The sequence below is a fragment of the Acidobacterium sp. FHG110202_01 genome, assembly GCF_059115305.1.
The window spans coordinates 153,350-176,889 of the sequence record NZ_JBZYWJ010000004.1 but is presented as its reverse complement, the minus strand read 5'-3'; the positions used below and the strand labels follow the sequence as shown (position 1 = coordinate 176,889).

Below are 23,540 nucleotides of genomic sequence, written 5' to 3'. Positions count from 1 at the left end.
TATTTTTGGTGGTGGTTTTGATGGAGTATTCCCACTCTATCGCAAAAAACGCGATAGAGTGGGGCGCCTTGATGTGACTACCGAAGCAAAAAGCAGGTCCTTCGACTTGCTGCTCTCCATTCAGGATGACAACCTGGAAAACTAGTTCGCCAGGGGAGTAGGCGCTGCAGGCGCATCTGCCTGGACGAGCAGTCCTTCGCGTTTGTCGGCGAAGATGTTGCCCATGCGGCGAATCTGGGCACCGACGCCGCGCAGCTTTTCTTCGATGTGCTCATAGCCGCGATCCATGTGGTAGACGCGATCGAGGATCGATTCGCCGTCGGCGACCAGCGCAGCCAGTACCAGTGATGCCGATGCGCGCAGGTCAGAGCACATGACTGCGGCAGCTGAGAGCGGAGTCTTGCCGCGGACGGTCGCGGTGCGGCCATCGACCTTGATGTTCGCTCCCATGCGAACGAGCTCCTGCACATGCATGAAGCGGTTCTCGAAGATGTTCTCGGTCACGAGGGATATACCGTCGGCCTGAGTGGCGAGCGCCATATACTGTGCCTGCATATCAGTGGGGAAGCCTGGGTACTCTTCGGTCGAGACGTCGGCGGCTTTCAGATTTCCTTCGCTGCGTACGCGAATCTGGTCTTTGCCGAGGATTTCGACACGCGCTCCGGCTTCTTCAAGCTTGCCGATGACTGCTCCGAGATGCGCGGGGTTGCAGTTGGCGACGCAGAGATCACCTCCGGTAATCGCTCCGGCAACAAGGAAGGTTCCTGCTTCGATGCGGTCGGGATTGATGCGGTGGCGTGTGCCGTGCAGCTTGTCCACGCCCTGAACACGGATGGTAGGGGTGCCGGCGCCTTCGATCTTCGCGCCCATGGAGATGAGCATGGCGGCGAGGTCAGTGACCTCCGGTTCGCGGGCACAGTTTTCCATGACGGTCTCTCCGTCGGCGAGTACGGCGGCCATAAGGAGGTCTTCGGTTCCGGTAACGGTGATCTTGTCAAAGACGATGTTTGCGCCCTTCAGGCGATCGGCGCGGGCTTCGATGTATCCATGCTCGTAGTTGATGGTGGCGCCCAGCGTTTCTAGACCTTTGATGTGCAGGTCGATGGGACGTCCGCCAATGGCGCAGCCTCCGGGCATGGCGACGCGGGCGAGTCCGGTGCGCGCGACCAGAGGCCCGAGCACGAGCGACGAGGCACGCATGGTCTTCACGATTTCATATTTCGCGACAGGGTCGGAGAGCACACGGCAGCTGATGGTGGTGCGATGCTGCGCGCGGCCGTATCCCAGCTCGACTTCGGCGCCCATGGAGACGAGCAGCTTGCGCTCGGTTTCGATGTCGCGCACCTGCGGGATATTTTCGAGGATGACCTCGTCCTCGGTGAGTATGGCCGCCGCCATACAGGGAAGAGCTGAGTTTTTGGCACCGCTGACGCGAATGGTGCCGATGAGAGGATTGCCGCCGCGAATGACGAATTTGTCCATGATGAGGTTGCTGTGCTCCTGCTTGAGCTAGTGTAAATCCGCTGCCTGTGAGTCGTGATGGAGGCCGGTACTTACTTAGATACGCTTATTCCGGTGCTGGCGTCGAGTTCTTCTCAAACCAGGCAGCCAATTCGTCTTCAGAGATATGGCCGGCGGCGAGGTCATAGAACATTAGATAAGCTTCTTGCTGGTTGGCAGAAAATGTGATTCCATTTCGTTCCAAAAAGGCAATTGCCACGACCAGCGCAGTGCGCTTGTTCCCATCGACGAATGGATGGTTTCTGACGATTCCTGAAGCATAGGCTGCTGCCAGACGGAAAAGTGTCGGCGGCTCATCAGCGCAGGCAGCGATATTTTGCGGACGCGCCATCGCGGATTCCAGCAGCCCTTCGTCCCGAACTCCTGTTGAGCCACCGTGTTCGGCGAGCTGCATGTTGTGATAGGCGAGCACGACACGTTTCTCAATCCAGACTGGCATGGTTATTCAGCGAGCTTGCGGAGTGCGTCACGATATTTGCGCATGACTTTTTTGCCAATTTCGATCTGACGGTCGAACTCTTCGTCGTAGGGAGTCAGCTGAACTCCGCCAGGCGTTTCGGTGAGGTACAGTGAGTCGCCCTTTTCAACATGAAGCTTTGCCAGAACTTCCTTGGGCAGGACGATTCCTACGGAACTGCCGACAGTGGTGATCTTGACGATAGTATTCATTGCCCCCTCCTCATGCTAATAATTATTATAACAAGATTGGGGGCAATAAAAATGCGCCCGGTCGAGGGCGCATTTTTTTATGAATGAAAAAATGCCCTATAAATCCATGACAGTGTCTTCGATGGCGCGGCGGACGTTGCCGTCGGATTGAGCCAGGCGGCGGACTGCTTCCGGCTTGTCGACGTTGGCTTTCAGCATGACAAGGGCGACCGGGACGCTGCGGCCGGCGGACTTGATGGTGGCCACCGCTGTTTCGCGGTCGATGTTGCAGGCGCGCATCAAGATGCCGATGCCGCGCTCGACCAGTTTGGAGTTCTGCATGTGCACGTTGACCATCAGGTTTTCGTACACGTAGCCAAGGCGCGTCATGGCGCCGGTGGTGATCATGTTGGTGATCATCTTCTGTGCGGTGGCGGCCTTCATGCGGGTGGAACCAGAGATGACTTCAGGGCCGACATCGGCGACGATAGCAATATCAGCTGCGCTCGATAGCGGCGTGTTTTGATTGCAGGTGATGCAAGCAGTCTTCGCACCACGTGCGCGGGCATAGGCGACAGCTGCTACTACATAAGGAGTGCGGCCGCTGGCGGAAAGTCCGATGACCACGTCTTTGCGCGTGGGACGGCGGCGGGCAATGTCGCGCTGGCCCAGTTCTTCGGAATCTTCGTTGACTTCAACTGGAGAAGCGAGAGCCTTCGGGCCGCCGGCCATGATGTACTGAATCTGCTGCGGCGCATTCGAGAAGTAAGGCGGGCACTCGCACGAATCAAGCGCAGCGATGCGCCCACTCGATCCTGCTCCTATATAGATGAGCCTTCCGCCGTCGCGCAGGCTGCGCGCCACGGAATCAATAACAAGCGCGATTTCCGGAAGGGCCTTCTTTACTGCTGCTGCCACCTTCGCATCCTCATGATTGATGATGCGCGCGATCTCCAGCGCAGACTTGGTATCAAAGCCCTGAGACGCTTCGTTTGCGCTCTCAGTGGTCAGTTCGTGGAGATTGGTGGCTGGTGAAGAATGGCCGTTGCTTGTGCGAGGAGTTTCCGTCAGCGGAGGCGTTGTGATGGTTGCCATGGGTCTACTTGGTCCTGCATTACTGCCATCGATTATTGTAGCTCTAACCGCACATGTTGGAGTGCATTTTTTGTCAGAGTGAAATTCAAATTTTTAATAACGTGTCTCACATGTCTCGAATGAGGACAGTGAGTGCAGCGTCATGAAATGCGGGGCGCACATGCTGAATCGCTTTATTCGAACGGTCAGGCCATGTGCGGTTGGTTAAAAGCGTCACAGCAAGTTGATGCTCAGGATCGATCCAGAGCGAGGTTCCGACATAGCCGAGATGCCCGATAGATGATGCGCTGAAATATTTTCCTGAGGAAGAGGGCGCAGTCGGCGTGTCCCATCCGAGAGCGCGTGATGTGTTTGCCGGCTCGCTCTGGCGCGTGGCGAAAAGACGCACTGTCTCAGGCCGGAACAACTGCCGGCCTTCTGTTGTGCGGCCTTCGGCGAGGATGCAGGCTGCGAATGTGAGAACATCCAGCGCGTTGGCGAAGAGGCCGGCGTGGCCGCCATATCCGCCAAGGACGAAGGCGTGCTCGTCGTGCACCTCTCCTTGAATGATGCGGCGGCGGAACTCGGTGTCATTGACCGTGGGCGGAATCTGGAGGCGCAGCTGCGGCGGCGGACAGAAATGTGTATGGGAGAGTTTCAGAGGAGCGAAGACCTCGCGCTCGCAATAGCGGGCGAGATAATCGCCTGCCAGCACCTCCAGCGCCTTGCCCAGAAGGATGAATCCGATATCGGAGTATTCGGCGTGCGTGCCAGGCTGCGCTGCAAGCGGCATCTCGAGGCAGGCGCGCAGCAGAGCATTGGCGGAAGTGTGCTGCTCGAAGAGGCGCGCGTAGGCAGGCAGCCCGGACGAGTGCGCGAGCAGCATGCGGAGTGTGACACGCTCCTTATGGCTTCCGGGGGCGCGTCCTATGACAAAGGCGGGCAGGATATCGCCTAGCGGTATTTCGAGATCGAGAATGCCGCGGTCATAAAGCAGCATGGCGGCTGAGGTTGTCGCAAAGACTTTTGTGATACTGGCCAGGTCGAAGATGGTTTCTGGCAGAACTGCGGGCGCATCATTTTCATAGGTGAAGTTGCCTACGGCGTCGAGAGCGACGACCTTGCCTTGATGGAAGATTCCGTATGCGGCTCCGGGAAAGGCCCGGTCAGTGGCGGCCTGCTCAAGAACCGCGCGCGCCTGGGCAAAGCGCTCGCGCTGTCCGGAAATGGAGAGAGATAAAGACATAGAAATTCGATGCGGGTGAACGTATATTAAGCGAAAAAGATGAAGACACCACGGATTTTGACAGCATTCGGCATCTGCCTGATGGTTTTTCAGACGCTCCACGCGCAGGAAGATGCAGCCCTGGAAGCACAGTTGCGGACGTTGGCGGCACTCCACCAGGGCAAGGTGGCGCTCTATGCCAGGGACCTGAACAGCGGTAAGACAATCGCGATTGACGCCGACAAGCCAGTGCCGACAGCTTCCGTCATCAAGCTGACTGTGCTGTTTGAGGCGCTCAAGCAGATCCAGGCAGGGAAGAGGCACTTTGAAGACAGGATCAGACTCACGCATGACAACCAGGTGGAAGGCTCAGGTGTGCTGATGTTCTTTGATGCTCCGCAGGTGCTGACCCTTAAGGATGTGCTGACGATGATGATTATTGTCAGCGATAACACAGGGACGAATATGGCGATTGATACGCTGGGTCTCAAGAATATCGATGACCGCATTCAATGGCTGGGGCTTAAGAATACATGGCTGTATAAGAAGGTCGCCAAGCCGGCTGTGGGGCCGATGCCTCCTGACCAGAAGCAGTTCGGGCTGGGCAAAACCACCGCGCGCGAGATGGCAGGTATGATGGAGCGCTTTGCCACCTGCAATCTGAATGCTCCGGGAGTTACGGTCAAGCCGACGGCGAAAGATCAGAAGCTCTGCGATGAAGCGATGCATATGCTGAAGAACCAGTTCTACCGCAACAGCATTCCGCGTTATCTGGAGACGCTGGACACGACGGAAGGCGAGTCGAAGATCGCCAATAAAACCGGAGCACTGGACCATGTGCGCAATGATGTGGGCGTGGTGTATGCCAAGAATGGCCCGGTGGTCATATCTGAATTTACCTATGACAACCAGGACACGAGCTGGACTCCGGACAATTCGGCGGAAGTGCTGATGGCCAAGCTGGCGAAGACGATTCTGGCCCGGTGGCAATGAAAAACGGATGGCCCTGGGAAGCGTCTACAATAATAATTGGCAGGCCCCTCATGCCAGACCAGGAGTGATTTATGAGCGATTCCATACACTGGTCAAGGATCTTCGCGGCTGGATTGCTGGCGGTTTTCAGTGTGAGTACTGCGATAGCGCAGCAAGTGGCTCCAACTCCGACGGGCGTTGACGTACCAGCACAGCAAGAGCTGCAGCCTCAGGCAAAGTCCTTTGAGGTTCCAGATGGTACAAAGGTTCTGCTGGAGCTGCGTTCCGCCGTCAATACGAAGACTGCGAAGCCAGGCGATGGTGTCTATCTTTCATCCGCCTTTCCCGTGGTGATAAATGGCAGGGTAGCGATTCCTGTGGGAGTGTATGTGCAGGGCGTGATTGATGAGGTGACGCGTCCGGGGCGTGTGAAAGGCCGCGCAGCGGTGCGGATGCACTTCACGTCGATGATCTTTCCGAATGGAAGCGTGGTGACAATTCCGGGCGTAGTGAACAGTATTCCAGGCTCCAATGGGCCGAAGGTGCAGAGAGAAGGCGAAATCCAGCAGGCCTCGAATAAAGGCAAAGACGCAGGAACGATTGCGCAGGCCACGATCGCCGGGGCGAGCCTGGGCTCGATTAGCGGTGCGATGACCGGGAGCCCGGGCAAGGGCGCGGGAATCGGCGCTCTGGCGGGCGGCGCTGCCGGCGTGATTTATACGCTGTTTACCCGCGGGGACGATGTAGTGCTCAATACAGGCCAGGGAGTGGAGATGGTGCTGCAGCGTCCGCTGACGATTACGCAGGCGAACCTGGCCGGGCCGGATGTGGCGGGACAGGCTGCGACTGTTCCATCAGCGCAGCAGCCGATGGCTAAGCCGAAGAACAATGTTTTCTGCCCGCCGGGTGGGCTGGGCTGTAACAATTAAGTAGTAAGTTAGTTTTTAAAGTTAGATGAGTAACGAGAACCCGCAGGAACAACAGCAAGGCAGCACTGGAACGCAACGCTCAAGCATTCAGCTTTGGGTGCGCGACTTCATTATTTCGGTGATGGCGTCGTTTTTTATTATTACTTTCCTCTATCAGCCGGTGAAGGTGGAAGGCACGAGCATGCAGCCGGAGCTGCGTGACCAGGACAGGCTCTTCGTCAACAAGTTTGCCTATGACTTCGAGCACATTTCGCGCGGCGATGTGGTGGTGTTTTACTACCCGCGGGACACCTCGAAGAGCTATATCAAGCGCGTGATCGGGCTGCCGGGAGATGAGATTCGCATCCATGATGGGCGCCTGTATGTGAATGGAAATGTTGTGGACGAGCCATATGTTCCGCTGAGGTTTCGCGATGTGCGCTCGATGGGAGAGATGGTCGTTCCCGAGAATCAATATTTTGTGATGGGTGATCATCGCTCCATCTCGAGCGACAGCCGTGATTTCGGTCCTGTTCCGCGCAAGCTGATTTATGGCAAGGCAGCGTTTGTCTACTGGCCGGCGGACAACATGGGCGTCGTTAGATGAATACTGGCCCCTTCGGCTTCGCTCAGGGCAGGCTATCAGGCACACGCGCCTTCGGCGCCATTCTTGCCTGTGCCAGGTAAGTTGCTTGTTTTCGCTTCCGTTGGCCGCTGGCTTTTCTGCCTATACACAAGAAAGCAGGTTCTTCGCTGTGCTCAGAATGACAGGCATCAGGCAATGCTTTCTCCTGCTCTATTTCCTGGGTGTTCCAATCCGTTTGAGTGTGTAAATGAAGCTGGACTGGATTGGTTTCTTCTCGCGGTCCAGCTGCTGTAATGTCCCGTCGTCAACGCGCAGATAATATTGGGCGCGATCCGGATTGTCAGAATTGATCTGATAGATGGTTGCATCCGGCTTGCCGTCTGTGCCGTGCAGCGTGGCCCATTGCCCGTAATCGGTAAAGCTGTTGCGGTCAATGTATTTCATGCGTAGCCGGTAAATGCCTTCCGATGGATCCTGCCGGGTTTTCTGGTAAAGCGTGAGTGTGGTGACGATGCCGCTGCAGTCGGCGCAGGGAAGCGTGCCCTGCCAGGTACCGAGGACGCGCATAGTCTTTGCTTTGGCAGCGAGACGCGCTGAATTTTTGCTGTTCGATTGAGGCTGCACTGCGAGAGCCAGGCACATTATCGCAGCGAGCAGAAAGAAATTTCTGCGCAGTTTCATCCGGCCTCCGGAGTGGCAGATGGCAAAACCACTATATATCGCCTGCGCTCCCTGGAGAGATTCGCCGCGAATTAAATACGCTTCGGTTTCTGATATGCAGCGAGAAACATGTGTACCGCTGTCCGGATATGCGCTTTTCTCTCTGCAGCTTTTGGTGCTTTGCGTACCAGCAGTGAAGCATGCAGGAGAAACTGGCCGAGGCAAAGACTGAAGAAGAGCTCCGCTGCTTTTTGCGTGTTCATCCGGACAAGCTTGCCGGAGGCGATCTGGGTTTCGAGATACTCCGCTAACTGTTCCTGTTCGCGCTCGGGGCAAAGACGCCAGAAATCACCAGCCAGCTCAGGGAATTGCGGCGCTGCTGATATCAGGATGCGATTCAGCCGCTGCATCTCGGGTGACAGCATGAAGTCCAGGAGATTCAGTCCATATGACTCCAGGACTTTCTCAATCGACTGTTTCTGCACCAGCACGCGGGAGAATTTCTGAAGCAGGATTTCGGTTTTTCGTGAGATCACTGCTTCGAAGAGCTCTTTCTTGGTAGGGAAGCGCGAGTAGAGCGTTTCCTTGGATGCTCCGGCAAGCCGGGCGATTGCAGCAACGCTGGCGCGGTCGAAGCCTTCACGCAGAAATATCTCCGCGGCTGTGTTCAGGATTTTTTCCATGCGGGCCGCGGCATGTTTTGCGGGCGGGCGCCCGGTAGTGCGTACAGAAATGTTGGTGTTTCCTGCCATTTCGCCGAGTGAATTTGCCAATCAACAAATTCTAGTCGTATTGTAGTCAGGAGTGAATAATCGAACCGCACGGTTCGGTTCTATTCATAGCCTAATCAATCCTGACTTTCACTACGGAGGGAAGAATGGTCAAACTCGAGGACGCGCGCAGAGTCATCGCAGCAGCGGAGAAAAAAGCGAAAGAAATTGGACAACCCATGAACATTGCTGTGGCGGATGAAGGAGGCAACCTGGTCTCCCATGTCCGCATGGATGGTGCATGGCTGGGCAGCATCGATATATCGATCAAGAAGGCATACACTTCCCGGGCCTTCGATATAGCAACCAAGGACCTGGCGGAGCATTCACAATCAGGAGGGCAGTTCTTCGGAATTCATGCCTCCAATAATGGCAAGATCATGATTTTTGCTGGAGGAATTCCTCTTAAGAAAGATGGAAAAGTTGTCGGAGCCATCGGTGTGAGCGGTGGTTCGGGTGAACAGGACCATGCGGTTGCCGAGGCAGGCGCAGCTGCTTTCTGAAGTACTTACAACCAAGGAGTATCAATATGGCTGGCAATCATGGCGTCGTTTATTTAGGTCCGAATCATGTGGAAGTGCAATCCATTGACGATCCGAAATTTGAAAACCCTGCAGGAAAAAAGATCGAGCATGCAGTGATCCTGAAGGTAGTGACGACGAATATCTGCGGCTCGGACCAGCACATGGTGCGCGGCCGCACCACTGCTCCTGCTGGGCTGGTGCTGGGGCATGAAATCACCGGCGAGGTGATTGAAAAAGGGAAAGATGTCGAATATCTGGAAATCGGAGATCTGGTAACGGTTCCTTTCAACGTAGCCTGCGGACGCTGCAGAACGTGCAGAGAGGAGCAAACCGGAGTCTGTCTTAATGTCAATCCCAGCCGGGCCGGCGGCGCTTATGGCTATGTGGACATGGGCGGTTGGGTCGGCGGGCAGGCGGAATATGTCATGATTCCGTACGCGGATTTCAATCTGATCAAGTTTCCTGACAAGGCGCAGGCGCTTGAAAAGATACGCGATTTGACTATGTTGTCTGACATTCTTCCGACCGGCTTTCATGGAGCAGTTTCCGCAGGCGTGGGCGTTGGCTCTACTGTGTACGTCGCGGGGGCGGGCCCGGTTGGACTGGCGGCTGCTGCCTCGGCTCAGATTCTGGGAGCGGCGGTTGTTCTGATCGGAGACATGAATCAGGAACGCCTCGCTCACGCGAAGTCAGTCGGTTTTGAGCCGATTGATCTCAGCAAAAGCGATAAGCTCGAAGACCTGATTGAAGCTGTGCTGGGAGTGCCCGAGGTCGATGCGTCAGTAGATGCGGTAGGCTTTGAGGCCCGGGGCCATGGGGCACAGAGCAAAGTCGAAGCTCCGGCGACCGTGCTTAATTCTTTAATGTCAATCACGCGGGCTGCAGGCGGCATCGGCATTCCTGGACTTTATGTGACTGAGGATCCAGGCTCGAAGGATCAGGCGGCTCAAAAAGGTTCTTTAAGTATGCGGTTCGGCCTGGGATGGGCAAAGTCTCACCGTTTCTATACCGGACAGACCCCAGTGCTCAAGTACAACCGGGCTTTAATGCAGGCGATTCTCTATGACAGACTGCCGATTGCAAAGATCGTTAATGCCACTGTCATCTCTTTAAACGATGCACCCCAGGGATATAAGGACTTTGATTCTGGAGTGGCGAAGAAATTCGTGCTCGATCCCCATGGACTGCTCAAAAAAGCTGCCTGAATTCGATAAGGGTGCGCAGCTGTATTTACGTTTAGAGTAAAGACAGTCGTCAGCCTTCGGGTTGTCGATCTCAGGGCCTCCGCGGTGCTTCGCCAAAAAGACTGCCGTGGAGGCCTTTCTTCATCGGGTATATCCTCTGCTTTCTGAAGCACATGCCCATGAAATTTCCCCAATCATCCCGCATTTTTTGCAGATCAACTCTGGATTGATTTCTCTCGCTGTATGCATGTTGCCATTAAAGTAGGACTATTTTAGTCTTAATTATGAAGTCATCGTGAAGTCTTTTGGCGAAGCACACGATGGCTTTGAGAGATCGACAGTGCTGGCTGACCAGAGGCGAGGGCATAGCTCCGCAGTCAGCACCGTTAAGGAGACGGCTGCATGAGCGAATGGAAGAAGTTCAAAATCCAGCGGTCGCTGGGAATCGAATTGCCAGGTTTAGGAAAGCCTGGCGCACTCGAAAAGCGGAGCTATCCGCCAGGACAACACGGAAGAGCCCGCAGGCGTAGTCTTTCTGAGTTCGGTACGCAGCTCCGCGAGAAGCAGAAGCTGATTTTTCACTATGGCCTGCGGGAAAGACAGCTGCGGCGCTTCGTGCGCAAAGCGCGAAGTCTCAATTCTTCCAACTGGATCGAGAGCCTGATCGGCCTGCTCGAGCGCAGGCTGGATAATGTCGTCTTCCGGCTCGGGTTTGCGCGCAGCATGGCCGCCGCACGGCAACTCGTCTCGCATGGACACATTCATGTGAACGGCCGCTGTCAGACGATTGGCTCCATGATTCTGTGGCCCGGCGATGTTATTCAACTCACAGAAAGAGCAGCTCGGCTCAATGCAGTGCAATCCTCTTTGCTTTCGCCCCGGTTGCCGCTGCCTTCGTTTCTTCAGTTTCAAAATCCAAGCACGCCCGATCGCGGAGTAGTTCTTGCTATTCCCGATTCTCGGCATGTTCCCTTCGAATTCAATAAAACGCAGGTCGCAGAATATTATGCGAAACGCGGTGTCTGACCAGCATTCGCGGGTTTTCTTCACCAATCACCAGATTTTGACTTTCATTGGAGATGCTTTATGGATGACATCAATGTGATTCTGGCAGAATGCCCAGGGCTTGGCCGCGTCCGGATTTGCGAGTGCAATTCCGTTCATCTCAGCATCGGACCCGTCACGCTCAATCTGGAGCCTGAAGCTTTTGCGCAGGTTGCCATTCTGGTTCGCAATGCAATGGATCAACTGCTGGAAATTACGACGACTACATCACTCAAAGCTGCCAATCCGAGCCGGAGCGAGGTGACGCATTAATACAGTCCCGCATCCGATAACGGTCCGCAGGACGGCTGAAAATCTGCTAGAATCTATTGAATCCACTCCATGGAGAAGCGATGCAGGCGATCCTTGCGCTCGAAGACGGGCGCATCTTCCGCGGCGAAGGCTACGGCGCCAAAGGTGAGTGCTACGGCGAGGTTGTTTTCAATACATCGTTAACCGGCTATCAGGAAATTTTCACTGATCCTTCCTATGCCGGACAGATTGTCGTTCTTACCAATCCACAGATCGGCAATTACGGCACCAATTCTTCAGACAATGAAGCGAACAAGCCTTATATCGAGGGCCTGGTCACGCGCGAATTCTCGCCGATCAGTTCGAACTGGCGCTCGCAGCTGGTGGCGGACGAATATCTGGAGCGCTTCAATGTTCCGGTAATTTCCGACATCGACACGCGCGCCCTGGTGCGCCATCTGCGCAACAACGGCGTAATGCGCGGCGTGATCTCGTCGATCGAGACCGATCCTGATGTGCTGGTGCAGAAAGCGCGCTCGATCCAGAAGATGGAAGGCACAGACCTCGCCAGCGTGGTGAGCACCAAGGCCCGCTATGAGTGGGAAGATGATGGACCCGATCCGCTCGATCAGGATGAGGATGTGATTGCTGCGCCGCGCCCTGATCTGCATGTCGTCGCCTATGATTTCGGCATCAAAAAGAACATTCTGCGCATGCTGACGGACGAGGGCTGCCGCGTGACGGTTGTTCCGGCCCAGACTTCGGCGGAAGATGTGCTGGGTCTGAATCCTGACGGCATATTTCTCTCGAATGGTCCGGGCGATCCGGAGCCGGTTGGGTATGCGCATGAGAATATCCGGCAGTTGATGGGGCGCAAGCCGGTCTTCGGGATTTGCCTCGGGCATCAGCTGATCGGGCTCGCGCTCGGCGGCAAAACCTACAAGCTGAAGTTCGGACACCATGGCGGGAACCATCCGGTGAAGCAGATGGATACGGGCAAGGTGGAGATCACGGCGCACAACCATAATTTCGCGGTCGATCCGGATTCGATCAATGCGAATGAAGTGGACCTGACACACATCGACCTGAATGACAATACGCTCGAAGGACTGCGCCACAAGTCGCTGCCTTTGTTCAGCGTGCAGTATCACCCTGAGGCAAGTCCAGGCCCGCACGACTCGCATTATCTCTTCCGCGACTTTCGAAAGATGATGGAAGAGTTCAAGAAATGACAAATGGCGGGCTTATTGGTCCCGCCATTTTTATGGGAAACGATTTAAGCAGTACAGGGAAGCTTTTCAGGATTTTTGAAGGGGCACGGCTTCAGCCGTGCCGTAAAAAGCGAAATGAGAGCGGGGCTTTAGCCCCTGAGGGATTGCAGTGAAGCTGAGGCGGGAACCAGCTACGAGGAATCGCCAGACCTACTTCGTCACTTCAGAGACGAGTGAGCGCCGGCCATTTTTCAAATATGAACGCTGGGCGAAGCTGTTTCTCGGGACGCTCTTTCGATATCGCGATGAGAGTCATTATCAGCTGCATGAATTTGTTCTGATGCCGGATCACTTCCACTTGATCATCACACCCGAGGAGAGTCTGGAAAGGGCAGTACAGATGATCAAGGGTGGTTTTTCAAGGCAGGCAGCGCTGCGATTTGAAACGAAGCACAATATCTGGCAGCGAGGATTTGCCGATCACCGGGTTCGGGATATTGAGGATTACAACAAGCACAAATATTACATCTGGCTGAATCCTGCGAAGGCGAAGTTATGCAGTTCTGCGCAGGAGTATCCGTACAGCTCGGCTTATCCGGGGTTCGTATTAGATGCGGTGCCTCAGGGGCTAAAGCCCCTTCTTCCGAATAAGACTAATGGCACGGCTGAAGCCGTGCCCCTTCAAAGATTAAAGTCATTTGCTGATCAACAATCAGCGGATTTTGATGGGGATCTCCTTCCCCGACAAGATTATTAGAGGAAAAGAGCAATAAAAGATGCCACGCAGGAATGACATCACCAAGATTCTCGTGATCGGCTCGGGGCCGATTGTGATTGGCCAGTCCGCAGAGTTTGATTACTCGGGCACGCAGGCGTGCAAGGCCCTCAAGCAGGAAGGCTATGAAGTGGTGCTGGTGAATTCGAACCCGGCCACGATCATGACTGATCCTGAGCTGGCCGATCGCACCTATATTGAGCCGCTGACGCGTGAGTATGTCGAAGAGATCATCCGCATCGAAGCGCAGATGCTCAAGGACGAAGGCCGCTCGGGCAAGTTCGCACTGCTGCCGACAGTGGGCGGGCAGACAGCGCTCAATCTCGCTGTAGACCTTGCCGATGCCGGCATTCTCGACCGGTATGAAGTGGAACTGATCGGCGCGAAGCTTGAAGCGATCAAAAAAGCGGAAGATCGGCTGCTCTTTAAAGATGCGATGACGCGCATCGGGCTTGATCTGCCGAAATCAGCGCTGGTGAATAACATTCGCGATGGCATTGAATTCACAGGAAAAATTGGATTCCCGGCGATTATTCGGCCTTCGTTTACGCTGGGCGGATCGGGTGGCGGTATCGCTTATAACCGCGAAGAGTTGATGGAGATTCTGGCTCGGGGCCTGGATTTGTCTCCGGTGCACGAGTGTTTGATTGAAGAGTCGGTGCTCGGATGGAAAGAGTATGAGCTGGAGGTGATGCGCGACCTTGCCGACAACGTCATCATCATCTGCTCCATCGAAAACATGGACCCGATGGGCGTGCACACGGGCGACTCGATCACCATAGCCCCGGCGCAGACGTTGACTGACCGCGAGTACCAGAAGATGCGTGACGCGGCTATCAGGGTCATCCGCGAGATCGGTGTCGAGACCGGCGGATCGAATGTGCAGTTTGCGGTGCATCCGATGACGGGCCGCATGACGGTGATCGAGATGAACCCGCGTGTTTCGCGCTCGTCGGCGCTGGCGTCGAAGGCGACAGGATTCCCGATTGCGAAGATTGCGGCGAAGCTTGCCGTGGGCTACACGCTCGATGAGATTCCGAATGACATTACGAAGATGACGCCGGCATGCTTCGAACCGACGATTGACTACGTGGTTACGAAAATTCCGAAGTGGCAGTTTGAGAAGTTTCCGGGAGCGGATGAAAACCTTGGGCCGCAGATGAAGTCGGTCGGCGAAGTGATGGCGATTGGCCGGACTTTCAAGGAATCGCTGATGAAGGCGCTGCGCTCGCTCGAGACGGGCAAGAAGGTTGGTGCGGAGATTCTCGATCCGAGGCGCCTGACGCAGATGTTAGTCACGCCTAAGCCGGGGCGGCTGGACTATATCCGCTTTGCTTTCCGTCGCGGTTTGAGCGTCCGTGAAGTGGCGCGCATGACTTCGATGGACCCGTGGTTCCTGTACCACATCAAGGAAGTGACGGATGCAATTGCCTCGCTGGCGGAATTTAATCCGGACAATGTGTCACCGGAGCAGTTACGAAAAGCCAAGCGCATGGGTGTCTCGGATGAGCGGATCGCCGATGTGTGGGGACTTGCGGGGCAGGAAGGTGTTGCCAGAGTGCGGCAGCTGCGGCACAGGCATGGCATCAAGCCTATCTACAAGCTGGTGGATACATGCGCGGCTGAATTCGAGAGCATGACGCCCTATCTCTACTCGAGCTATGACGAGGAAGATGAAGCTGCGCCAACGGCGAAGCGCAAGGTCATTATCCTGGGCAGCGGGCCGAACCGCATCGGGCAGGGAATTGAGTTCGATTACTGCTGCTGCCATGCAGCGTTCGCGCTGAAGGAAGACGATTACGAGACCATCATGGTGAACTGCAATCCGGAGACGGTCTCGACGGACTACGACACGAGCGACCGACTCTACTTCGAGCCGCTGACGCTCGAGGATGTGCTCGCCGTGTATGAGCATGAATCTTCAGGCGGTGCTGAGGTCGGCATGATCGTGCAGTTTGGCGGACAGACACCGCTGAACCTTGCGCTGCGGCTGAAAGAAGCAGGCGTGCCGATTCTGGGTACTTCGCCGGAGTCAATCGATCTTGCAGAAGACCGCAAGAGCTTCGGCAAGCTGCTTGAGGACCTGCAGATTCCGCAGCCTCCGGGGGCAATGGCGACGAGCGTCGAAGAGGCGCTGGAAGGCGCGGAGCGCATCGGCTATCCAGTGCTGGTGCGGCCTTCGTATGTGCTCGGCGGGCGCGCCATGGTGATCGCTTATGACAGCGATGCGGTTGCCCGCTATATGAAAGAAGCAGTCGAGTATTCGCAGGAGCGTCCGGTACTGATCGACCACTTCCTCGAAGATGCGGTGGAAGTGGACGTGGACGCGCTCTGCGACGGCCAGGATGTTGTGATTGCCGGAATCATGCAGCACATCGAAGAGGCCGGCATCCACTCGGGTGATTCATCGTGCGTACTGCCAGCGGTGGATCTTGCGCCAGCGGTGCTCGATACGATTCGCGACTATACGCGCAAGCTCGCGCTGGCGCTGAATGTGGTCGGGCTGGTTAACCTGCAGTTTGCAATTCAGCGCAAAAATGGCGAGCCGGACAAGGTTTACGTAATTGAAGTGAACCCGCGCGCTTCGCGGACAGTGCCCTATGTTTCGAAAGCAACGGGTGTACCGTTGGCTAAGATCGCTGCGCGCTTGATGACAGGCCGCAAGCTGCGCGAGTATCTGCCGGAGCAGCTGGCTGCGCGTAAGGACCTCGAAACCGGGACGCATTACTTCGTGAAGTCACCGGTCTTCCCGTGGAACAAGTTCCCGGGTGTCGATACGGTGCTTGGGCCGGAGATGAAATCGACGGGCGAAGTGATGGGCGTGGCGGACAACTTCGGCGAAGCGTTTGCGAAGGCTCAGCTCTCCGCAGGACAGCACCTGCCGCTGAAAGGTACGGTCTTTTTCAGCGTCAACGATCGCGACAAGCAGCAGGTGGTCGATCTGGCGCGGCAGTATGTGGAGCTGGGCTTCCACCTGGTGGCGACCGAAGGCACGGCCAATGTGCTGGAGCAGGTGGGGATGGTTGTGGAGCGCGTGTACAAGGTGAAGGAAGGGCGGCCGAATGTCGTGGACTTCATCAAGGGCGAGCGCATTCAGCTCATTGTGAACACGCCGCATGGGCAGGACCCGTTCTTCGATGAGAAGGCCATTCGGCGCGCAGCAGTATTGCAGCGGATTCCGACGATTACGACGATTGCAGCTGCACGGGCGGCTGCTGAAGGTATCCAGGCACTGCAGAAGCATTCAACCACGGTGAATGCGCTGCAGCACTTGCACGCGGCGCAGGCTGCTGCCCGGTAAGTAAAAAGGCTATCCCACGTGGGATAGCCTTTTCGTGCTGTTACAACGGAAAGCAGATCTGCTACCGTCTTCCGTAGAAGTAGGGTCTTCCATAGAATCTATAGCCTGGGCGTACCCACGGTCTGCCCCATATACCTATACCCGGGCCATAGGCGTAAAGATACGGCCTCGGATAATACACGGGCGGCGGAACGACGACAACCGGTGCCGGCCGGACAACTGTGACTGGTGCTGGCGGAGCTGGAGCAGTCGCAGGTTCAGGAGACACTGCAGGGGGCGCCGGGGGGACTGGCTCTTCATTCTGTGCGGTCAGCACGGGGTGGCTTCTAAAGTGTTTTCGGTGCACATGTACTGGAGCAGGTGCGGGGCATCCACAGGATGGCGCCGCGGCCTGTTCGGTGGGAAGCGTCAGATCATTCACGACCGTCCTGACCCCCTCGACTGAGGCGACATCGGAGCCTGCCAGTGTGCGCGCATCCTCCGTGTTAACCGTGCCGGTCAATGTGGCGATGCCGTGGTCGACGGCAGGAACAATGCTCTGGCCCTGCAACGTGTTATCTGCTGCCAGTTTCGTCTGGATGTCGCTCTCAATCTGCTGGTCGTTTCGCGCAGATGCAGTCTTTTTACAGCCAGCAGCGGCCAGCAGCATGCTCATCAGCACAACGGTTGTAATCTGTCCGGATCTCTGCATTCAAGAACCTCGGTTCAAGTTTTTATCCGCGCTTCTGGTGACACCCACCAGACCCTCTCCGGTTATGACACGGATTGACTGGGGAAGTTTCTTTGGGCGAGGCGATTCTTTCATTGCATATGCTAAGGTTGCCTTCGTGAGGGAAAGTATTTGTATGAGGGCATTTGGGTTGGGGCTGGCGATTGCTTTCGGAGGAATGACAGCTGTTTCCGCGCAGCAGGCACAGCCTGCACAGTCATCCTCTCCTGCTCAGTCATCCGCAATAGACCAGGGGCTTGCCGATCTTAAGAACCACCAGCCGCAACAAGCGCTCGCGGCTTTTCAGCAGGCGTTGCAGGCCAACCCCAATGATGTTGCCGCCAATCTATATGCAGCAGGCGCTGCGCTGGAGCTGTATCAGGGTAATTTTGCTGTTCAATATGCGGAGAAGGCGAAGCAGCTTGATCCGAATAATTGGAAGGTACACACCACGCTGGTTGTGGCCTATGCGGTTGCGGGCAAAACGCAGGAACGCAATGCTGAACGCGATTTGCTGCGCAAACTGCACGCTGATGCCAATGCCCCTGAGGCAATGCAGACGAACGGGTTTCTTGTCGATATGTTTCCGGTGAAACAGTATCACTTGGAAGCGATTGAGTATTTCAAGCCGCTGGGAAAATTCAATGTCTATTACCGCTTTCTTGTAAAAGATGCTCAGGTCAGGCGCGTGTGGGTGTTTACGGTGGAAAGCAACGATTTTGACCAGAAATCATGGGCCCAGGCACATGCCGAACAGGCGGCTCAAGGCGAGCGACAGTTTCAGATTTCGGGCGAAGGCGGCGGCAAGAATGTCGATTATCAGATGTTTTCCGGCAAGCCTGGTTATGATGCGGTGAAGGCGCAGATTCTGAAGATCATGAATGCGCAGACGGGGTCATTTCCTGGGGAAGGCCATTAGGATCAGAACAAACCGAGGGCATTCCGCAGCATCGAAAATCACTTGCTATAGTAATTTCAATTTCTTGATTGGAATGGGATTTTGCTTATGTCTCAATATGTCCAGTATGGCTGTGGCATCTGTGCTCCGACGTCGTGGCTGAACTTTGATGCAGGGCCAGCCTTCTGGCTGCAGAAAACATTTCCAGTATTGAAGCCGCAATTGATCAAGCGTGGATTTCCCGACTATCCGGGCAACATTCAGTATGGAGATATTGTGAAAGGCCTACCAGTGCCGGAGCAGTCAGCGAAGGCAATTTATTGCTCTCATGTTCTGGAGCACCTGGCGCTGAAGGACTTCGAAGCAGCAATCAACAATACCTATAAGTATCTGGTGAAGGGTGGGGTCTTTCGTTTTGTCCTGCCGGATCTCGAATACCTGATACGGCAATATGTCGAGAGCCATGAGATGGATGCGGCGGGTGAGTTCATGCGCGCGAGCGGCCTTGGGATAAAAGAGGCGCGTAATGGACAGAGTGGTCTGTTGCGCGTGATCTTCGGCAGGAGCGCTCATCTGTGGATGTGGGATTTCAAGTCGATCTCAGCAAAACTGGAGCAGGCTGGTTTCCGGCAGGTGCGCCGCGCGACGTTTCACGATAACCCCATGCCTGCATTTCTTGAAGTAGAAGACGAGGGTCGCTGGCAAAACTGCCTGGGAGTCGAGTGCGTTCGTCCCGAGTCATAACATCACCTAAAATAACTTCATGCTGCTTGAAGGCATCTTTCCCGCCATTACTACGCCGTTATTTTCTGATGGGCGGCTTTATCTGCAAAAACTCGAAGCGAATGTCGAGCATTATTCGCGCGCGCCGATTGCTGGGCTCGTCGTCCTGGGGTCGACGGGCGAGGCTATCATGCTGAACGATGATGAATCGCGCGATGTGCTGCGGGCCGCGCGCGAGGCTGCATCTCCAGAGAAAGTTCTGCTTGCCGGAGTTGGGCGGGAAAGTGTGATAGCTACGTTGAAGCTGGCCGAGTTTGCTGCGGAACAGCAGTACGACGCCGTGCTGGTGCGCACGCCGCACTACTATGGGGCACTGATGCGGCCGCTCGAGATGCTGACTTATTTCCGCATGCTGGCTGACCGTTCGCCGCTGCCGGTGGTGCTCTACAGCATTCCTAAATTTACGCATTACGAACTGCCTGTCGAAGTAGTAGCGGAATTGGCGCAGCATCCAAACATTATTGGGCTCAAGGATTCGAGTGGCAGTGTAGAGCGTTTGTCGCAGGTTGTGACGGCGACGCGGAATGCGCCGAAGCGGTCTACTGTGGTCACGAATGTTTTTACAGCGTTTACCAATCGCATGCTGCTCAGAGAGGCAAATGCGGAAGCAGCGCTGTTGTCTGCTGAGACTCTCGGCGCAAGTGGAGCTGCTGTTGCTGCTCCTCCCACAACCGTTACAAAAGTTGTGGCTGCACGCAAGAAGGATGTCGGTTTTCAGGTTTTGAGTGGGTCGCCACACAACGTGAAAGAAGCACTTGATATCGGAGCAAGCGGGGCCGTGCTGGCTTTTGCAGCGTGCGCTCCGCAGTCCTGCCAGGAAATTTATATGGCGTGGAAAGACAACGACCCGCAACTGACTGCGTTAAAACAGGAGCGGATAGTCGAGGCATCGCGTGTGGTTGCGGGGAAATTCGGGATTCCGGGCATCAAGTTTGCCTGCGATCTGAATGGCTACTACGGCGGCGTTCCTCGCGTTCCGCTGCTTCCGTTGAATGCGGAGGAGCAGGCGGTGGTCACCAAAGTGATGGCGGATGTGCGGCATTAGCTCAATTTAGCGTTGTAGTTTCCCAGGAGATGATGCAATAGTGAAGTTATAGCTGTTTGAGGAGTATTTTCGTGCATGACGCTTTGACAATCGGGATACCGCTCATCGCGATCATTGCGGGAATCTTATTCAATCGAAGCGATGCGAGAGACTTGCGTGCCGAGATAACAAGCAGCCGTAAGGAATTGCACCAGGAAATTGCAAATGGCCGCAAAGAGTTGCATGAAGAGATAGATTCCTTGCGGAAAGAAATTCAACTCGAGTTTCGGGAGTTTTACCGGACGCTGGGGCAACACGATGTCCGGTTGGAACACTTGGAAAAGAAGGCCTGATTCATTCTTCCATTCACGTTGTATTTCATACCGCTTAAACAGAAAATTTCCCACTGAGACGCACAAATACATCATTTCCTCCTATGGCGTCTATAATGGAATGTGAAAGATAGCATTCTTTCCACTTTCACACTGAAGGGAACTTCGCCCAATGGCGACAGGAGACGTTGCGCTAGGCCAGCAAGCCTCGGGCGCATCTGTACGCGACGCTTCCAAGCGTATTATCAATGACTTCAGCATCCAGGTAGCCACTGTCAACGGATCGGGTTCGCAGTCAGCGAACAGCGTCCTGCTCAAGAGCATTTTTGCGATGGGAATTCCGGTAAGCGGCAAGAACCTCTTTCCGTCGAACATCGCTGGACTGCCCACCTGGTACACCATTCGCGCAAGCAAGAACGGCTACATTGCACGCAAAAAAGAAATCGACATTGTGGTGGCTATGAATCCGGAGACGGCGAAGGAAGATATCCTGTCGCTGCCTGCTGGAGCGGTTGCGATTTATGAAGAGGCGCTGAACCTCAAACAATACCGCGAAGACGTTGTCTGTTACCCCGTTCCTTTCGATAAGCTCACCGCCGCGGTTTGTCCGGAAGCGCGTCTGCGCAAGCTGGTCAAGAACATGGTGTATGTCGGCGTGGTGGCCAAGCTGCTCTCGTTTGACATGTCCGCGGTAGAGAACGCGCTGCGCCGCCAGTTCGCCAAGAAACAGAAGGCCGCCGACCTGAACTGGGCTGCTGTGCAGGCTGGATATGATTACGCTGCGCAGTCGCTGACCAAGCAGGACCCTTACGCGCTCGAGCGCATGCACGAGACTGACGGCAAGATCATCATCGACGGCAATTCGGCAGCCGCGCTGGGCGCGATGTTCGCCGGCGTCACGGTGGTGACGTGGTATCCGATTACGCCCTCGTCCTCGGTTGTCGAACAGCTCATTGATTATCTGAAGAAATACCGTGTCGAGCCGGATGGCAAGGCGACATTTGCCGTTGTCCAGGCGGAAGATGAGCTGGCTGCGGTCGGAATGGTGCTGGGCGCAGGATGGTCAGGCGCTCGCTCGATGACGGCGACTTCCGGCCCAGGCATTTCGCTGATGGCGGAGTTTGTCGGTCTCGGTTACTTTGCTGAGCTGCCCGGAGTCATCTTCGATATCCAGCGTGTCGGTCCTTCAACGGGACTGCCGACGCGCACGGCGCAGGGTGATCTGCTCTCGATTGCCTATCTCTCGCATGGCGATACGAAGCACGTCATGCTGCTGCCGGGAAGCGTGAAGGAGTGCTACGAGTTTGCCATTGCGGCTTTCGATCTTTCGGAGCGGTTGCAGACTCCGGTCTTCGTGGTCAGCGATCTCGACCTCGGCATGAACAACTGGATGTCCGAGCCGTTTGCGTATCCTGAGAAGCCTCTCGATCGCGGCAAGGTGCTGACGGCGGAAGACCTGAAGCGTCTGGGAGAGTTTGGCCGCTACAAAGATGTTGACGGCGATGCGATTCCATATCGCACGCTTCCCGGCACGGACCACCCCAAGGCCGCATACTTTACGCGCGGCAGCGGACACAACGAGAAGGCGCAATACACGGAGCGTCCGGACGATTATCAAAATCTGATGGAGCGGCTGAACCGCAAGTTTGAGACGGCGCGCACTCTGGTGCCGCATCCGGTGATTGTGCAGGACGGTAAATCGAAGATCGGCATCATCGCCTTCGGCACATCGGACTTTGCAGTGCTTGAAAGCCGCGACCAGGTCCGGAAGGAATATAACGTAGAGACGGATTACCTCCGCCTGCGGGCCTTTCCCTTTACGAAAGAAGTGCACGAGTTTGTTGCCTCGCATGACCGTGTGTACATCGTGGAACAGAACCGCGACGCGCAGATGCTGAGCCTGCTGAAGCTCGATCTGCCGGCAGAAGACGCGGTGAAGCTGCGCTCGATCCGGCATTTTAACGGGCTGCCGATTGATGCGCGTTCGATCACGGATGAATTCGTGCTGCAAGAAGGGATATAGGGAAGGAATCGAACCATGGCAACAACGACAGCAACTCCGACTCCCGCGCCGAAAGTGAACCGGCTGGGTTTGCCGATTCTTGAATACCGCGGCGGCAAGACTACTCTCTGCGCCGGCTGCGGCCACAACGCTATTTCTGAGCGCATCATCGACGCGCTGTATGAGATGGGTGTGCAGCCGGAACGCGTGATGAAGCTCTCCGGCATTGGCTGCTCTTCGAAGAGCCCGGCATACTTCCTGGCGCGCGCGCACAGCTTCAACAGCGTGCACGGGCGCATGCCTTCAGTCGCTACGGGCGCGCTGCTCGGGAACAAGACAATGACGGCGCTTGGTGTCTCGGGCGATGGCGATACAGCCTCGATTGGCATGGGACAGTTTGTGCACCTGCTGCGCCGCAATCTGCCGCTCATCTACATCATCGAAAACAACGGCGTCTACGGTCTGACGAAAGGGCAGTTCTCGGCGACGGCTGATCTCGGCTCGAAGCTCAAGACCGGCGTTATCAATGATCTCCCGGCGATTGATACCTGCACGCTTGCCATCCAATTGGGGGCGACCTTTGTGGGGCGTTCGTTCTCCGGCGACAAAAAGCAGTTGCTTACCATGCTGAAGGCTGCGATCGCACACAAGGGCACGGTGCTGCTCGATGTGATCTCGCCCTGCGTGACATTCAATGACCACGAGGGCTCGACCAAGAGTTACAAGTACATGCAGGAGCATGAAGAGGCCATCAGTGAAGCGGGCTTTGTGCCGCATTTCGAGGACATCAGCATTGATTACGACGAGGGCTCGACCTACGACGTAACCATGCACGATGGCTCGCATCTGCGCCTGCGCAAGCTGCATGAGGACTACAACCCGAAGGACCGCGTTGCCGCTGTCAAGGCGTTGATGGAAGCCGATGCAAAAGGCGAAGTGCTAACCGGCGTCTTCTACATCGATACGCAGAAGCCCAGTTTTACGGATCTGCTGAACCTTGTGGACGAGCCGCTGGGAACGCTGCCCGAGGAGCGAGTCCGGCCCTCGAAACAGGTGCTGGATGAGATCATGGCAAAGCTGCGCTAAGGTAAATGAGTGCGGCTGCGAACGAAAAGCAGATCCTTCGCTACGCTCAGG

The 23,540-nt window shown here is 55.7% G+C and carries 24 protein-coding genes; 16 read left to right on the top strand and 8 right to left on the bottom strand.

Annotated elements, in window-relative coordinates; all coding sequences use genetic code 11:
• Positions 1–141: 141 nt before the first annotated feature.
• The 5 genes from murA to AC5S16_RS09735 form a co-directional block, all read right to left on the bottom strand.
• A complete protein-coding gene (gene murA / locus AC5S16_RS09755; protein WP_493929868.1) occupies positions 142–1,482 on the bottom strand; it encodes a UDP-N-acetylglucosamine 1-carboxyvinyltransferase in 1,341 nt (446 codons plus the stop codon).
• An 85-nt stretch (positions 1,483–1,567) separates the two neighbouring features.
• Positions 1,568–1,960, bottom strand: a complete 393-nt coding sequence (locus AC5S16_RS09750; protein ID WP_493929867.1) for a type II toxin-antitoxin system death-on-curing family toxin — start codon at positions 1,958–1,960, stop codon at positions 1,568–1,570.
• Positions 1,961–1,962: 2 nt separating this feature from the next.
• Positions 1,963–2,190 (bottom strand): AbrB/MazE/SpoVT family DNA-binding domain-containing protein, encoded by a 228-nt coding sequence (locus AC5S16_RS09745; RefSeq protein WP_493929866.1) that lies wholly within the window; start codon positions 2,188–2,190, stop codon positions 1,963–1,965.
• Positions 2,191–2,286: 96 nt separating this feature from the next.
• Positions 2,287–3,264, bottom strand: coding sequence for an N-acetylmuramic acid 6-phosphate etherase (gene murQ, locus AC5S16_RS09740; RefSeq protein WP_493929865.1), 978 nt, complete (start codon positions 3,262–3,264; stop codon positions 2,287–2,289).
• A 106-nt stretch (positions 3,265–3,370) separates the two neighbouring features.
• The gene (locus AC5S16_RS09735) at positions 3,371–4,489 is read right to left on the bottom strand and encodes a serine hydrolase domain-containing protein (RefSeq protein WP_493929864.1); all 1,119 of its coding nucleotides are present in this window, start codon (positions 4,487–4,489) and stop codon (positions 3,371–3,373) included.
• A 39-nt stretch (positions 4,490–4,528) separates the two neighbouring features.
• Here AC5S16_RS09735 and AC5S16_RS09730 point away from each other — a divergent pair, with 39 nt between their 5' ends.
• From AC5S16_RS09730 to lepB, 3 genes are all read left to right on the top strand, one after another.
• Entirely contained in the window at positions 4,529–5,461 is a 933-nt protein-coding gene (locus AC5S16_RS09730) for a serine hydrolase (protein ID WP_493929863.1), read from the top strand.
• A gap of 71 nt (positions 5,462–5,532) precedes the next feature.
• Entirely contained in the window at positions 5,533–6,369 is an 837-nt protein-coding gene (locus AC5S16_RS09725; protein ID WP_493929862.1) for a hypothetical protein, read from the top strand.
• Between the two features lie 25 nt (positions 6,370–6,394).
• Positions 6,395–6,955, top strand: a complete 561-nt coding sequence (gene lepB, locus AC5S16_RS09720; RefSeq protein WP_493929861.1) for a signal peptidase I — start codon at positions 6,395–6,397, stop codon at positions 6,953–6,955.
• Positions 6,956–7,144: 189 nt separating this feature from the next.
• On the opposite strand, the gene AC5S16_RS09715 is transcribed toward lepB, so the two are convergent.
• Both AC5S16_RS09715 and AC5S16_RS09710 read right to left on the bottom strand, forming a co-directional pair.
• Positions 7,145–7,615: a copper resistance protein NlpE gene (locus AC5S16_RS09715; protein WP_493929860.1), complete on the bottom strand. Its 471-nt coding sequence runs from the start codon at positions 7,613–7,615 to the stop codon at positions 7,145–7,147.
• 71 nt (positions 7,616–7,686) lie between these two features.
• Positions 7,687–8,367 (bottom strand): TetR/AcrR family transcriptional regulator, encoded by a 681-nt coding sequence (locus AC5S16_RS09710; protein ID WP_493929859.1) that lies wholly within the window; start codon positions 8,365–8,367, stop codon positions 7,687–7,689.
• A gap of 104 nt (positions 8,368–8,471) precedes the next feature.
• Between AC5S16_RS09710 and AC5S16_RS09705 the strand changes: the two genes are divergently transcribed.
• The 7 genes from AC5S16_RS09705 to carB all read left to right on the top strand — a co-directional run bounded on the left by AC5S16_RS09705 (position 8,472) and on the right by carB (position 16,655).
• Positions 8,472–8,867, top strand: a complete 396-nt coding sequence (locus AC5S16_RS09705; RefSeq protein ID WP_493929858.1) for a GlcG/HbpS family heme-binding protein — start codon at positions 8,472–8,474, stop codon at positions 8,865–8,867.
• A 26-nt stretch (positions 8,868–8,893) separates the two neighbouring features.
• Entirely contained in the window at positions 8,894–10,093 is a 1,200-nt protein-coding gene (gene fdhA / locus AC5S16_RS09700; protein WP_493929857.1) for a formaldehyde dehydrogenase, glutathione-independent, read from the top strand.
• A gap of 381 nt (positions 10,094–10,474) precedes the next feature.
• A complete protein-coding gene (rpsD, locus tag AC5S16_RS09695) occupies positions 10,475–11,098 on the top strand; it encodes a 30S ribosomal protein S4 (RefSeq protein ID WP_493929856.1) in 624 nt (207 codons plus the stop codon).
• A gap of 60 nt (positions 11,099–11,158) precedes the next feature.
• Complete coding sequence (locus AC5S16_RS09690; RefSeq protein ID WP_493929855.1) at positions 11,159–11,389, top strand: hypothetical protein; 231 nt, start codon at positions 11,159–11,161, stop codon at positions 11,387–11,389.
• Positions 11,390–11,469: 80 nt separating this feature from the next.
• Positions 11,470–12,600, top strand: coding sequence for a glutamine-hydrolyzing carbamoyl-phosphate synthase small subunit (carA, locus tag AC5S16_RS09685; protein ID WP_493929854.1), 1,131 nt, complete (start codon positions 11,470–11,472; stop codon positions 12,598–12,600).
• Between the two features lie 148 nt (positions 12,601–12,748).
• Positions 12,749–13,336, top strand: a complete 588-nt coding sequence (locus AC5S16_RS09680; RefSeq protein ID WP_493929853.1) for an REP-associated tyrosine transposase — start codon at positions 12,749–12,751, stop codon at positions 13,334–13,336.
• A 19-nt stretch (positions 13,337–13,355) separates the two neighbouring features.
• Positions 13,356–16,655, top strand: coding sequence for a carbamoyl-phosphate synthase large subunit (carB, locus tag AC5S16_RS09675; protein ID WP_493929852.1), 3,300 nt, complete (start codon positions 13,356–13,358; stop codon positions 16,653–16,655).
• Positions 16,656–16,716: 61 nt separating this feature from the next.
• On the opposite strand, the gene AC5S16_RS09670 is transcribed toward carB, so the two are convergent.
• Positions 16,717–17,346 (bottom strand): BON domain-containing protein, encoded by a 630-nt coding sequence (locus AC5S16_RS09670; RefSeq protein WP_493929851.1) that lies wholly within the window; start codon positions 17,344–17,346, stop codon positions 16,717–16,719.
• A gap of 196 nt (positions 17,347–17,542) precedes the next feature.
• On the opposite strand from AC5S16_RS09670, the gene AC5S16_RS09665 reads away from it, so the two are divergent.
• The 6 genes from AC5S16_RS09665 to AC5S16_RS09640 all read left to right on the top strand — a co-directional run bounded on the left by AC5S16_RS09665 (position 17,543) and on the right by AC5S16_RS09640 (position 23,489).
• Entirely contained in the window at positions 17,543–18,283 is a 741-nt protein-coding gene (locus tag AC5S16_RS09665; RefSeq protein ID WP_493929850.1) for a tetratricopeptide repeat protein, read from the top strand.
• An 87-nt stretch (positions 18,284–18,370) separates the two neighbouring features.
• On the top strand, positions 18,371–19,006 hold the full coding sequence (locus tag AC5S16_RS09660) for a class I SAM-dependent methyltransferase (RefSeq protein WP_493929849.1): 636 nt from the start codon (positions 18,371–18,373) through the stop codon (positions 19,004–19,006).
• A 19-nt stretch (positions 19,007–19,025) separates the two neighbouring features.
• Entirely contained in the window at positions 19,026–20,090 is a 1,065-nt protein-coding gene (locus AC5S16_RS09655; RefSeq protein ID WP_493929848.1) for a dihydrodipicolinate synthase family protein, read from the top strand.
• Positions 20,091–20,161: 71 nt separating this feature from the next.
• Positions 20,162–20,422: a hypothetical protein gene (locus AC5S16_RS09650; RefSeq protein ID WP_493929847.1), complete on the top strand. Its 261-nt coding sequence runs from the start codon at positions 20,162–20,164 to the stop codon at positions 20,420–20,422.
• Positions 20,423–20,573: 151 nt separating this feature from the next.
• Positions 20,574–22,424, top strand: coding sequence for a 2-oxoacid:acceptor oxidoreductase subunit alpha (locus AC5S16_RS09645; protein WP_493929846.1), 1,851 nt, complete (start codon positions 20,574–20,576; stop codon positions 22,422–22,424).
• Positions 22,425–22,439: 15 nt separating this feature from the next.
• Positions 22,440–23,489: a 2-oxoacid:ferredoxin oxidoreductase subunit beta gene (locus AC5S16_RS09640; RefSeq protein ID WP_493929845.1), complete on the top strand. Its 1,050-nt coding sequence runs from the start codon at positions 22,440–22,442 to the stop codon at positions 23,487–23,489.
• The last annotated feature ends 51 nt before the right edge of the window (positions 23,490–23,540 follow it).